We start from the raw sequence: 15042 nt of genomic DNA, 5'->3' as shown, positions 1-15042 counted from the left end.
GGGGTTCATTGCAAGAAAAAGTAAGGTGCAAATCGAGTAGCGGAACTTGAGAATTTCGCTCGAAGCGGCAGCGCAGTGATGCCGCACATGCCATGCGCCTCCTCGCGACTGCATGGCAGGAGGAGACCCCCATGAACAGCCATTCGACAGCCATCGCCCACGCGGCATCGGCTGCATTCGCTTCTGTCCGAAGCGCCTTCCGCACGCCGACCACGGAAGCGAGCCGTTCATGAACAGCGCCTACAAGACGATCTGGAATGCCGCGATCGGCGCCTGGGTGGCCGTCTCGGAAACGACGCGTGCGCGCGGCAAGCGCAGCACCAGCCGGCGCGCGGGCCGCACGGCAGGTCTCGTGGGGCTGACGAAGGCAGGCATGCTGGCGGCGCCCGTATTTCTCGCCACCGGCTTCTTTCCAGCGCAGGCGGTGTGCACGTCTGCGGGCAGCAACGTGACCTGCAACGGCGCAGCCAACCCGCTGGCGCCGAGTTTTGCGAACGGCGGCAGCAATCTGAACGTGACACTGAACCCCGGGGCGACCGTCGGCGTGCTGCTGGGTGTGGGCGGCAATGCGATGACGCTGACGGGTTCCGACGTCAAGCTCACGAACAATGGCCGGATCGATCCGCAGTTGTTCGGCGGCGGCGGCGGCATCCTGTCCTCGGGCGTCGTGTTGGGCAACGCCAATTCCAGCACGGCCACCGTCATCAATAACGGGATGATCGGCGGGACCAGGCTCTTCTCCATCGGTCTGACCGGCCTCGCGCTTGCGGTGCAGAACAGCGGCATCACATCGATCACCAACACGGGAACGATGACCACGGGGCCCGTCGTCGGCTCGACCATGAATGCGGCCGACGCGGCCGTGGTCGCTGCCTACGGCGGCGCGCAGGTCAACATGGTGAACACGGAGACCGGAACGATCACCGGCCGCATCGCGTTCGAGAGCCCGACCAGCGGCGGCAACAGCTTCACCAACGCGGGCACGATCAACGGCAGCGTTTCGCTCGGCACCGGGGAGCGCGACGACACCTTCTTCGCGGTCACCGGCTCGAGCATCACCGGTGGATCCGCAGCGGCCAGCTTGCTGGCATTGCCGTCGGGCGGCAGCCTGAACTTCGCGGCCGGCGGCACGGTCGATGCGGGCCTGGGCGGCACCGACCTGCTGGTGCTGCGCAACACCCTCAGCGGTCCCGGTTCGGGCAATGCCGGCGAGGGCACGATCAAGGCCTCGCAGTACCTGAACTTCGAGAACCTCCAGGTCGACAGCGGCACCTGGACCCTGAACGGTGCGGTGGTCAGCGGCAGCGCCCTGCTTCGCGGCGGCGTCGCGATCTTCGACGATGCGGGCGCCTTCGGTACCGGCACGCTGACGGGCAGGGGCGGCGCGATGCAGGCCGCGGTGAACGGCCTCACGCTGGGCCAGAACGTGAACCTCGTCAGCGGCCTGATCGTGCAGGGTGACAACAGCTTCACGCTGAACGGTACCGTCAGCGGCGGCAGCGGATTCACCAAGAACGGCACCGGTACGCTCACGCTGAACGGCGTCAACACCTTCAACGGCGGTTTCGCGCTCAACGGCGGCGGCCTGACGCTGGGCAACGCGAGTGCGCTCGGCTCGGGCCTGTTCCTGGTGGGCGGCAATGTCGCTCTCAACACCTTCTTCACCGGCACGCTCAACAACCAGGTGCAGCTCAGCGGCGCGCTGACGCTCGACGGGACGGGCACGCTGACCTTCGGCGCACCCATCTCGGGCGGCGGCAGCCTGAGGTCGAACGGCAACCTTGCACTGGCCGCCAGCAACACCTATGGCGGCGGCACGACGATGGGCGGCGGCAGGCTGGACGTGGGCAGCAACACGGCGCTCGGCACCGGCGACCTCACCATCGACGGCGCCTCCGTGCTGACCGGCGCGGCCGGCGTGACGCTCGCCAACAACGTGGTGCTTAACAACACGCTGAACTTCGGCGCGGCCGGCAGCGGCGGCGCGCTCACGCTCAATGGCGTGATCAGCGGCGCCGGCGGCATCAGCCTGGCCGGCGCGCCGGGCGTCACGCTCAACGGTGCCAACACCTTCACCGGTGGCTTCAACCTCGGCGCCGGCACGCTCACCGTGGGCAACGACACGGCGCTGGGCCAGGCCGGCGTCACGGTCAGCGGCCCGAGCTCGTTCGAGGCGAACCAGGCGGTGAGCCTCGCCAACGACTTCCGCCTCAATGCGGCGCTCACCGTCGGCGGCAGCAACGACCTCGCGCTCAACGGCGCGATCACCGGACTGCGCGCATTGACGAAGAACGGCACGGGCCGCCTCACGCTGGGTGGCGCGAACACCTTCTCGGGCGGGGTGGACCTGCAATCCGGCGCGCTGCGCGTGGGCACCGACACCTCGCTCGGCGGGGGCGACCTGACGGTGAGCGGCACCGCCGCGCTCGACGCGAGCGCGGCCGTGAACCTCGCGAACGACGTGGTGCTCAATGCGAACCTGAACGTCGATGGCGCGAACGACATCGCGCTCGGCGGCCAGATCCTGGGCACCGGGGGCATCATCTACAGCGGCACCGGCACCTTGACGCTCGGCAAGGCCAACGGCTTCACCGGCGGCACCACGCTCAACAGCGGCACGCTGAGCCTCGGCGACGGCCTCGCGCTGGGGAGCGGCAAGCTCTTGGTGGCCGGCAACGCGAACCTGCGCAGCGGCGTGGCGAACATCGGGGTGAACAACGGCGTGTCGCTGGGTGCCGGCGCCACGCTCGGCGTGGACGGCAGCAACCCGCTGACGCTGACCGGCACCATCGACGGCGACGGCGCGCTCGCGTTGTCCGGCACGGGCGCGGTGGGTCTGACCGGTGCCAACACCTACGGCGGCGGCACGACCGTCACGGGCACCACGCTGATCGTCGCCAACACCAGCGGCAGCGCCACCGGCAGCGGCGCGGTGCAGGTGCAGGGCGGCGGCACGCTCGGCGGCAGCGGCAGCATCGCGGGCACGGTGAACGTCGGCGAGGGCATCCTGTCGCCCGGTGCCGGCGGCGCGGGCACGCTGACCGTCGGCGGCCTGAACCTCGCGGCCGGCTCGACGCTGAACTACGAGCTCGGCCAGGCCGGCGTGGCGGGCGGGGCGCTCAACGACCTGATCAGCGTCAACGGCAACCTGCAGCTCGACGGCACGCTCAACGTGACGCAGTCGCAGGGCGGCAAGTTCGGCGCCGGTCTCTACCGGCTCATCGACTACACCGGCACGCTGACCGACAACGGCCTGGAGATCGGCACCGCGCCGACCGACGCGAAGAACCTGCAGGTGCAGACCAGCGTCGCGAACCAGGTCAACCTGGTCAACAGCGACGGCGTGACGCTCACCTTGTGGGACGGCGCCGATCCGGCGAACTTCAACGACGGCAAGATCGCGGGCGGCAGCGGCACCTGGCGCGCAGGGGGCTCGACCTCGAGCTGGACCGGCGTCGACGGCACGCTCAACGCCGGCTGGCAGCAGGATGGCGTGGCCATCTTCAGCGGCCAGGCCGGCATCGTCACGGTCGACACCCAGGGCGGGGCGAAGCCGGTGGGCATCGGCGGCGCGCAGTTCGCGGTCGACGGCTACACGGTCAACGGCGATGCGCTCACGATCGGCGCGCCGGCCACGGTGGTGCGCGTGGGCGACGGCACCGCGGCGGGTGCGGGCATGACCGCGACCATCGCTTCCGAGATCGCCGGCGCGGGCGGCCTGGTCAAGGACGACCTGGGCACGCTGGTGCTGGACGGCAGCAACAGCTACAGCGGCGGCACCACCGTCAAGGGCGGCATCCTGCAGATCGCGTCGGATGCCAACCTCGGCGCGGTCGGGGGCAGCCTCGCGCTCGAAGGCGCCACCTTGCACGTGACGGGCGACACGGCCAGCAAGCGCGCCGTGAGCCTGGGCACGGGGGTCAACAGCTTCGACATCGACCAGACCGTCGCGCTGGACGGCACGGTCAGCGGCGCGGGCAGCCTGCGCAAGATCGGCACGGGCACCTTGCAGCTCGGTGCGGCCAATGCATACGTCGGCGGCACCGACGTGGCCGCGGGCGCGGTCGAGGCCCTGGTCACGGGCGCACTGGGCAGCGGCCCGGTGTCCGTGGCCGACAACGCCTCGCTGGCCTTCACCAACACAGCCGAAGCGGGCGCGCTCGCGATCACCGTGGCCGCGCGCGGTGGCGCGCCGGGCGACAACGGCGGCTTCGTCGCGTTCCGCGACAGCAGCTCGGCCGGCGACGCGAGCATCACGACGAACCAGGGCGCCTCGGTCGAGTTCCGCGACGCCTCGAGCGCGGGCAATGCGGTGATCGAGAACCGCGGCGGCTCGACCACGCTGTGGTTCAACGCGAATGGCGGCAAGGCACAGATCACGAATTTCGCCGGCGGGCTGGTCAACCTGCTCGACGACGCGAGCGCGGGGCAGGCGCGCCTGGTCAATGGGAACGGCGGTGTGATCGACATCGCCGACCGTGCGAGCGCGGACCAGGCCACGGTGGTGAACGACGCGGGGGCGCTGCTGCGCATCAGCAAGCTCACTACGGCGGGTGTGAGCATCGGCTCGCTCGAGGGCGCGGGCGACGTGCAGCTGGGGGCCAAGGCGTTGACCACCGGCGGGTTGAACACGAGCACCACGCTGTCGGGCACGATCAGCGGCAATGGTGGGTCGGTCGTGAAGGTCGGCAGCGGCGCGCTCGGCTTGAACGGTGCCAATACCTACACCGGTGGCACCACGGTGGCGGGCGGCACGCTCGCCGCGAACAACGCGAGCGGCAGCGCCACCGGCACCGGTGGCGTGCAGGTGCAGTCGGGTGCCACGCTCGCGGGCTCCGGCAGCATCGCGGGCACGGTCACGGTCGCCGACGGCGGCGTGCTGTCGGCCGGCAATGGCGGTGTCGGCACGCTCACGCTCGGTGGCCTGAACCTCGCGGCCGGCTCCGTGCTGAACTACGAGCTCGGTCAGGCCGGCGTGGCGGGCGGCGCGCTCAACGACCTGATCAGCGTCAACGGCAACCTGCAGCTCGACGGCACGCTCAACATCGCGCAGTCCGCGGGCGGAAAGTTCGGCGCCGGCCTCTACCGGCTCATCGACTACACCGGCACGCTGACCGACAACGGGCTGGACATCGGCAGCGCGCCGACCGACGCGAAGAACCTGCAGGTGCAGACCGCGGTGGCGAACCAGGTCAACCTGGTCAACAGCGAAGGCGTGACGCTCACCTTGTGGGATGGCAGCACGCCCGCGAACTTCAACGACGGCAAGGTCGCGGGCGGCAGCGGCACCTGGCGCGCGGGTGGCTCCAGCTCGAGCTGGACCGGCATCGACGGCAAGCTCAACGGCGGCTGGCAGCAGGACGGCGTGGCCGTCTTCAGCGGCCAGGCCGGCACCGTCACGGTCGACACGCAGGTGGGTGCGAATCCGGTGCGCCTCGGCGGCGCGCAGTTCGCGGTGAGCGGCTACACGATCAACGGCGACGCGCTCACGATCACCGCACCCCAGACGGTGGTGCGCGTGGGCGACGGCACCAACGCGGGCGCGGGCATGACGGCGACCATCGCGTCCGCGCTGACCGGTACCGGCGGCCTGGTGAAGGAAGACCTCGGCACGCTGGTGCTCGACAGCGTCAACAGCTACAGCGGCGGCACCACCATCAAGGGCGGCGTGCTGCAGATCGCTTCCGACGGCAACCTCGGCGCGGAGACGGGCGGCCTCGCGCTCGAGGACGGCGCCACGCTGCACGTGACCGGCGGCGCTTCGGGCACGCGGGCCGTGAGCCTGGGCGCGGGTGTGGCCACCTTCGAGGTGGTCCCGGTCGAGACCCTGAGCCTCGGGGGCAAGGTCAGCGGCGCGGGCCGCCTGCGCAAGACCGGCGCGGGGCTGCTGCAGCTCATCGTGGCCAACGACTACACGGGCGGCACCGAGATCGCGCAGGGCAGGATCAATGCGACGGTGACGGACGCGCTCGGCAGCGGGCCGGTGTCGGTGGCGGGCAATGCCACGCTGGTCTTCGCCAACACGGCCGAGGCGGGCAAGCTCGCGATCACCGCGGCCGCGAGTGGCGGCGCGCCGGCCGACACGGGCGGCTTCGTGCAGTTCCTCAACGGCAGCTCGGCCGGCGAAGCGACCCTCGTGGCGAACCAGGGTGCCTCGATCGAATTTCGCAACACCTCGAGCGCGGGCAAGGCCGTGATCGAGAACCGCGGTGGCTCGACCGACTTCCGGCTCAATGCCAGCGCGGGCCAGGCGCAGATCACCAACCTCGCGGGTGGCCGCATCCGCCTGTTCGACGACGCGAGCGCGGGGCAGGCACGGCTGGTCAACGAAAGCGGCGGGCTGATCGACTTCTTCGACCGCGCGAGCGCCGACCAGGCCACGGTGGTCAACAACGCGGGCGCGAAGCTCGATATCGGCAGCCTCGTCAATGCGGGCACCAGCGTCGGTGCGCTCGACGGCGCGGGCGACGTGCTGCTGGGCGCGAAGGCGCTGACCACGGGTGGGCTCAACACCAGCACCACCCTGTCGGGCACGATCAGCGGAGCCGGTGGCTCGGTCGTCAAGGTGGGCAGCGGAACGCTGGCGCTCACGGGGGCCAACAGCTACACGGGCGGCACCACGGTGGCGGGCGGCACGCTGGCCGCGAACAACGCGAGCGGCAGCGCGACCGGCACGGGCGCCGTGCAGGTGCAGGGCGGCGCCACGCTCACGGGCACCGGCAGCATCGCGGGCGCGGTCACGGTCGCCAAGGGCGGCACCCTGTCGGCGGGCAATGGCGGCGTCGGCACCCTGAGCGTCGGCGCGCTGAGCCTGGATGCCGGCTCGACGCTGAACTACGAGCTGGGCCAGGCCGGCGTGGCCGGCGGCTCGCTCAACGACCTGATCAACGTCAACGGCAACCTGCAGCTCGACGGCACGCTCAACGTGGCCGAGAGCGCGGGCGGCAAGTTCGGCGCGGGGCTGTACCGCCTCATCAACTACACCGGCACGCTGACCGACAACGGGCTGGACATCGGCACCGCTCCGACGGGCAAGCTCTCGGTGCAGACCTCGGTGGCGAACCAGGTCAACCTGCTCAACAGCGACGGCCTGGTGCTGAACCTCTGGGACGGCGGCAACAGCGCCAACTTCAACGACGGCAAGATCGCGGGCGGCGCGGGCACCTGGCGCGCGGGCGCGCCCGGCGACAACTGGACCGACGCCAACGGGCTGGCCAACGGCACCTGGGTGCAGGACGGCTTCGCGATCTTCGGCGGCCAGGCCGGCACGGTCACGGTGGACAACAAGGGCGCGGGCGGTGCGGTGCGCCTGGGCGGCGCGCAGTTCGCGGTCGACGGCTACACGATCAACGGCGACCCGCTCACCATCAGCGCCCCCCAGACGGTGGTGCGCGTGGGCGACGGCTCCAGCGCGAGCGCGGGCATGACCGCGACCATCGCGGCGTCGATCGGCGGCGCGGGCGGCCTCGTGAAGGACGACGGCGGCACGCTGGTGCTGACCGGCAACAACAGCTATGCGGGCGGCACCACGGTCAAGGGCGGCATCCTGCAGATCTCGGCCGACAACAACCTCGGTGCGTTCGGCAAGGGCCTGGCGCTCGACGGCGGCACCTTGCGCATCGCGACCGGCTCCGCGCCGTTCTTCGCCTCGCGCGCGCTCGCGCTGGGCGCGGGCGGCGGCACCATCGACCTGGGCAACAGCGTCTTCGGCGTGGGCGGTCTCATCAGCGGCAACGGGCTGCTCACCGTGACCGGCAAGGGCGGCACCCTGGGCCTGGTGGCGGCCAACAGCTACAGCGGCGGCACGCTGCTGCAGGACGGCGCGAGCATCACCACCACCGCGAGCGGCGTGCTCGGCAGCGGCGCGGTGCGCCAGCAGGGCAACGGCACCACGCTGCTCTACACCGACAAGGCGAGCGCGGGCGGCAACGACTACACCGTGGGCCGTGCCGCGAGCGCGGACAGCGGCAACATGCTGGCCTTCGCGCAGAACGCCACGGCCGCGAGCTCGAAGATCACGCTCAACGGCGCGGGCTGGCAGACAGCGGGCGTGAACTCGGTGCAGTTCAGCGGCAACACCAGCGCCGGCACGTCGACCATCGCCAACGCGGGCGGGTCGGTCTACTTCTTCCAGGATGCCAGCGCCGGCAGCGCGACCATCGCCAACGGCGGCAAGAGCCAGCTGAGCTTCGGCGGCAACGCCACGGCCGGCGGTGCGCAGATCGGCAATGCATCGGGCGGCCTGGTGCGCTTCGCCGACAACAGCTCGGGCACGGGTGCCACGGTCGCCAATGCCGCGGGCGGCGTGGTCGATGTCTCGGGCTCGACCGCCAAGACCGGTGTGGAACTGGGCTCGCTCTCGGGCGCGGGCAGCGTGGTGCTCGGCGCCACGCAACTCACGGTGGGCGGCCTGGGCGGCAGCGACACGATCTCGGGCACCGTCAGCGACAAGGGCAGCGTGTTCGCACAGCCGGGTTCGGGCACGGGCGGTTCGATCGTCAAGGTCGGCGCGGGCACGCTCACGCTCAGCGGCGCCAACAGCTACACCGGCGGCACCACCGTCGCCGCGGGCACGCTCGCGGTGAACAACGCGAGCGGCAGCGCGACCGGCACGGGCGCGGTGCAGATCCTCGGCGGCGCGGTGCTGTCGGGCAGCGGCAGCATCGCGGGCGCGGTGAGCATCGCCAAGGGCGGCGCGCTGTCGGCGGGCAATGGGGGCCCAGGCACCTTGACGCTCGGCAGCCTGAGCCTGGCCGATGGCGCGGCGCTGAACTACCAGCTCGGCCAGGCCAACACCGTCGGCGGTCCGCTCAACGACCTCGTCAACGTCAACGGCAACCTGCAGCTCGACGGCACGCTCAACGTGGCGCAGTCCGCGGGCGGCAGCTTCGGCGCGGGCCTGTACCGGCTCATCAGCTACACGGGCAGCCTGACCGACAACGGCCTGGACATCGGCACCGCACCCGGCGCCAAGACCGACCTGCAGGTGCAGACCTCGGTGGCGCAGCAGGTCAACCTGATCAACCGCGCGGGCCTGTCGCTGAACTTCTGGGATGGCGGCGACGCGAGCAAGTACAACGACGGCCAGGTGGCCGGCGGCTCGGGCACCTGGCGTGTCGGGATTCCGGGCGACGGCTGGACCGGTGTCGACGGCAAGATCAATGCGGCCTGGGCGCAAGGCCAGTTCGCGGTGTTCGGCGGCACTGCCGGTACTGTCACGGTCAATGACGCGGGCGGCACGGTGCGCATCACCGGCGCGCAGTTCGCCACCGACGGCTACCGCGTGCAGGGCGATGCGATCGAGCTCGGCAATGCCGCGACCACCGTGCGCGTGGGCGACGGCACCGCGGCCGGCGCGGGCATGACCGCGACCATCGCATCCTCGCTGACCGGCACGGGCGGCCTGGTCAAGGAAGACCAGGGCACCCTGGTGCTCGATGGCAGCAACAGCTATAGCGGCGGCACCACGGTCAAGGGGGGCATCCTGCAGATCGCGTCGGACGCCAACCTCGGCGCGGCCACGGGCGGCCTCGCGCTCGAGGGCACCACCCTGCATGTGACCGGCGACACCGCCGGGACGCGCGCCGTGAGCCTGGGGGCGGGTGTCAACAGCTTCGACATCGACCGGACCGTCGCGCTCAACGGCACCATGAGCGGCGCGGGCAGCCTGCGCAAGATCGGCGCGGGCATCTTGCAGCTCGGTGCGGCCAATGCATACGCCGGCGGCACCGACGTCGCCGCGGGCGCGGTCGAGGCGCTGGTCACGGGCGCACTGGGCAGCGGCCCGGTGTCCGTGGCGGACAACGCCTCGCTGGCCTTCGCCAACACGGCCGAAGCGGGCGCGCTCGCGATCACCGTGGCTGCGCGCGGCAAGGCACAGACCGACAACGGCGGCTTCGTCGCGTTCCGCGACAGCAGCTCGGCCGGCAACGCGAGCATCACGGTGAACCAGGGGGCCTCGGTCGAGTTCCGCGACGCCTCGAGCGCGGGCAATGCGGTGATCGAGAACCGCGGTGGCTCGACCACGCTGTGGTTCAACGCGAATGGCGGAAAGGCACAGATCACGAACTTCGCCGGCGGGCAGGTCAACCTGCTCGACGACGCGAGCGCCGGGCAGGCGCGCCTGGTCAACGAGAGCGGTGGGGTGATCGATTTCGCCGACCGCGCGAGTGCGGACCAGGCGACGGTGGTGAACAACGCGGGGGCGCTGCTGCGCATCAGCAAGCTCAGCACGGCGGGCGTGTCGATCGGCTCGCTCGAGGGCGCGGGCGACGTGCAGCTGGGGGCCAAGGCGTTGACCACGGGCGGGTTGAACACGAGCACCACGCTGTCGGGCACGATCAGCGGCAACGGTGGGTCGGTCGTGAAGGTCGGCAGCGGAACGCTCGGCCTGAACGGTGCCAATACCTACACCGGTGGCACGACGGTGGCGGGCGGCACGCTGGCAGTGAACAACACGAGTGGCAGCGCGACCGGCACGGGTGCCGTGCAAGTGCAGGGCGGCGCAACGCTCGCGGGCAATGGCAGCGTGGCGGGTGCGGTGAGCATCGCCAAGGGTGGTGTGCTGTCGGCTGGCAATGCAGGCGTCGGCACGCTGACGCTCGGCAGCCTCAGCCTCACCGATGGTGCAGTGCTCAACTACGACCTCGGTCAAGCGAACACCGTGGGCGGCGCGCTCAACGACCGCGTCCAGGTCAACGGCAACCTGCAGCTCGACGGCACGCTCAACGTGGCGCAATCGAAGGGCGGTGTGTTCGGCGCGGGCATCTACCGCCTGATCGACTACACCGGCAGCCTGACCGACAACGGCCTGGACATCGGCAGCGCGCCGATCGCGGCGAAGGACCTGCAGGTGCAGACCTCGCTGGCGCAGCAGGTCAATCTCGTGAATCGCACGGGCCTGTCGCTCAACTTCTGGGATGGCGGCGACAACACGAAGTACAACGACGGCAAGATCGCCGGCGGCGCGGGCACTTGGCGTGTGGGCGTGCCGGGCGACGGCTGGACCGGTGCGGACGGCAAGATCAACGCGGCCTGGGCACAGGACCAGTTCGCGGTGTTCGGCGGCACGGGTGGCACGGTCACGGTCAGCAACGCGGGTGGCACGGTGCGCATCAATGGCGCGCAGTTCGCGGCCGATGGCTATGTGCTGCAGGGCGATGCGATCGAGCTCGGTGCTTCGGGCACGGTGGTGCGCGTGGGCGATGGCTCGGGCACTGACGCCACGCGCAGTGCCACGGTGAACGTCGCGCTGACCGGTGCGGGCGGTCTGGTCAAGGACGACGTGGGTCGCCTGATCCTCGGTGGCACCAACACCTACACCGGTGGCACCACGGTCAAGGCCGGTGTGCTGCAAGGGAACACGGCGAGCCTGCAAGGTGGCATCGTCAACGGTGCCGAGGTGGTGTTCGACCAAGCCAAGACCGGCAGCTATGCCGGCACGATGAGCGGCAGCGGCAAGCTGCGCAAGATCGGCAGCGGTACGCTGACCTTGACCAGTGCCAACAGCTACGCAGGCGGCACCTTCGTCGACGCGGGCACGCTGGCCACCGACATCACGGGCGCCCTCGGCAGCGGCGCGGCGAGCGTGGCCTCGGGCGGCACGCTGCAACTGGGTGGCGGCTTCGATGCACGCACCACGGCCATCGGCAACCAGGGAACAGTGCGCTTCCAGGGCAAGGCGAACGCGGGCACGTCGACCATCACCAACGCCGCGGGCGGCGTGCTGGCCTTCGCGGACGACGCCTCGGCCGACAAGGCCACGGTGCTCAACCAGGCCGGCGCGCAGGTGCGCATCGACCAGGCGACGACCGGCGTGAGCTTCGGCTCGATCGGCGGCGCCGGCGACCTCGTGCTCGGTGCCAAGGCGCTGACGCTGGGCGCGAGCGGCGACAACGCCACGCTGTCGGGCACGATCAGCGGCACGGGTGGTTCGGTCGTCAAGGTGGGCAGCGGCACGCTGACGCTGACCGGTGCCAACACCTACACCGGCGGCACCACCGTGGGCGCGGGCACGTTGAGCGTGAACAACAAGAGCGGCAGTGCCACGGGCACGGGTGCGGTTCAGATCCAGAGTGGCGCGACGCTCGCGGGCAGCGGCAGCATCGCGGGCGCGGTCACCGTCGACAAGGGCGGCATCCTTGCCGCGGGCAACAGCCCCGGCACGCTGACACTCGGTGCACTGACCCTGGCCGGCGGCTCCACGCTGAACTACGAACTCGGCCAAGCCGGCGTTCCTGGCGGCGCGCTCAACGACCTGATCAATGTGACGGGCAACCTGAACCTCGACGGCACGCTGAACATCGCGCAGTCGGCGGGCGGTAGCTTCGGCCCTGGCTTGTATCGCTTGATGAGCTACGGCGGCAGCTTCACCGACAACGGCCTGGACATCGGTACGGTGCCGGGCTCGGCCAAGGCTGTCGACCTGCAGGTGCAGACCTCGGTGGCGAACCAGGTGAACCTGGTGAACCGCGCGGGCCTGTCGCTGAACTTCTGGGATGGCGGCGACAGCACCAAGTACAACGACGGCCAGGTGGCCGGCGGCAGCGGCACCTGGCGCGTGGGCAACCCGCAGCCCTCGATGGACGGCTGGACCGACATGGACGGCAAGCTCAACGCCAACTGGGCACAGAACCAGTTCGCGGTGTTCGGCGGCAAGGCCGGCACCGTGACCGTGGATGCTGTTGGCGGCGCGGTGCGCATTGCCGGTGCGCAGTTCGCGACCGACGGCTATGTGGTGCAGGGCGATGGCATCGTGGTGGACAACGCGAACTCGGTGATCCGCGTGGGCGACGGCACGGCCGCGGGTGCGGCGATGACGGCCACGCTCAATGTCGCGCTGAGCGGTACGGGCGGGATCTCGAAGGAGGACGCGGGCCGGTTGATCCTCGGTGGCACCAACACCTATACCGGCGGCACCACCGTCAAGGGTGGCGTGCTGCAGGGCAGCGCGACGAGCCTGCAGGGCACTATCGTCAACAACGCCGAGGTGGCGTTCGACCAAGGCAAGACGGCGGGCACCTATGCGGGCGCGATGAGCGGCACGGGCAAGCTGCGCAAGATCGGCGCGGGCACGCTGACCTTGAGCGGCGCCAACAGCTACAGCGGTGGCACGCTGGTGGATGCGGGCACGCTGACGACTGACACCACGGGTGCGTTGGGAACTGGTCCTGCCAGCATCGCTTCGGGTGCCACGCTGCAGTTCGGCGGCAAGGCCGATGCGGGCAAGCTCGCGATCGCCAACGCGGGCACCTTGCGTCTGCAGGACACCGCGAGTGCCGCGGGCGCCACGGTGACCAACGCGGCGAGCGGCCAGGTGCGTATCGACCTCACGACCGCCGGCACGAGCATCGGCTCGCTCAGTGGCGCGGGCGATGTGGTGCTCGGCGCGAAGACGCTGACGACCGGCGCCATCGGCGGCGACAACACGATCTCAGGTGCCATCACCGGCACCACAGGTTCGCTCGTCAAGGTCGGCGCAGGCACGCTCACGCTGGCAGGCACTGCAACGTACGCAGGCGAGACCCGCGTGACGGGCGGCACCTTGAAGGCCGGCGCCACCAACGCCTTCAGCGCAGCATCGAGCGCTGTAGTGGCCAGCGGCGCCACCCTCGACCTCGGCGGCTTCAGCCAGAAGATGGCCGGCCTGACCAACGCCGGCACCGTCTCCCTGCTGGGCACGGTCCCCGGCACCACGCTCACCTTGACCGGCCCCTACGTCGGCAACAACGGGCTGCTGCGCCTGGGCGCGAAGCTCGACAACCCAGGCATCGCCGACCGCCTCGTGCTCGACGGTGCATCGGCCAGCGCGAGCGGCAAGACCACGGTGCAGGTGACCAACCTCGGCGGCCTGGGTGCACGCACCAGCGGCGCGGGCATCGAGCTGATCAGCGCCAAGAACGGCGCGACCACCACCGCGCAGAGCAGCAAGGACGCCTTCGTGCTCTCGGGCGGCCGTGTCGACGCCGGTGCCTACGAGTACCGCCTGTACGCCGGCGATGCGGGCGGCGAGGGCGAGAACTGGTACCTGCGCACCGAAGCAGAACCGGGCGCATCGCTGCCGACCTACCGCGCCGAAGCCTCGCTGTTCGCTGCGCTGCCGAACCAGCTGCGCCAAAGCAACCTGGGCATGCTCGCAAGCCTGAGCCAGCGCATCGGCGACGACGACGTGCGCGGCAGCGGCGGCGCGAGCACGAGCGTGGATGGCGGCAACCGCAGGGCCTGGGGCCGGCTGATCTCCACCGACATGGACATCCGCCAGGGAGGTACCGTCTCGCCACATGCCGAGGGCCGCGTGAGCGGGCTGCAGGCCGGCACCGACCTGTGGGCCAACCCGAACTGGCGCGCCGGCATCTACGTGGGCCAGCTCGAGGGCGACACGCGTGTGAGCGGCTTCAGCAGCGGGCTCTTGAACGGCGCCGCGGGCCGCAACGACCTGCGCAGCCAGTACCTGGGCCTGTACGGCACGTTCACGAGCGACGACGGCTTCTATGCCGACACGGTGCTGCAGGCAGGTCGTCATCGCTACACGGTGCAACCGCAACTGAGCGCGGGCGTCACGGGCAAGGGCAACAGCCTGCTGGCCTCGATCGAGGTCGGCAAGGCCTTCGCGCTCGGCACGGGCGGCTGGTCGGTGGAGCCGCAACTGCAGCTGATCCATCAGCGCCTGCGCCTGGACGACGTGGCGATCCCCGGTGCGCTGGTGCAGCAGGACGCAGACAGCAGCTGGACCGCACGCGCGGGCGTGCGGATCAAGGGCAGCTTCGCGACGGGAGCGGGCACGCTGCAGCCCTATGCGCGCCTGAACGTCTATCGCAGCTCGAAGGGCAACGACATCGCCCGCTTCGTGAACCCGGCAGCCATCACGCCGGTGGGTGCACCGATCGGCGGCACGAGCACCGAGCTGGCCGCGGGCTTCACGCTGGCACTGAGCCAGCGCACGAGCCTGTATGGCGAGCTCGGCAAGCAGTGGGCTTCGGGTGGCGTGGCGCGCGTGGGCAGCTCGGTCAATGCGGGGGTGGGTGTGCGCGTGAAGTGGTGAGA

At 70.7% G+C, this 15042-nt stretch carries 1 protein-coding gene; it reads left to right on the top strand.

The genetic code is table 11. The annotated features are described in order from the left end of the window. Nucleotides 1-229: 229 nt before the first annotated feature. The gene (locus tag AC07RM_RS20520; protein WP_495335687.1) at nucleotides 230-15040 is read left to right on the top strand and encodes an autotransporter-associated beta strand repeat-containing protein; all 14811 of its coding nucleotides are present in this window, start codon (nucleotides 230-232) and stop codon (nucleotides 15038-15040) included. Nucleotides 15041-15042: the final 2 nt, after the last annotated feature.

The organism is Variovorax sp. GW821-FHT09B05 (genome assembly GCF_059418265.1).
Note: the sequence above shows the minus strand (reverse complement) of the source record. Positions and strands in the feature narration are given on the sequence as shown.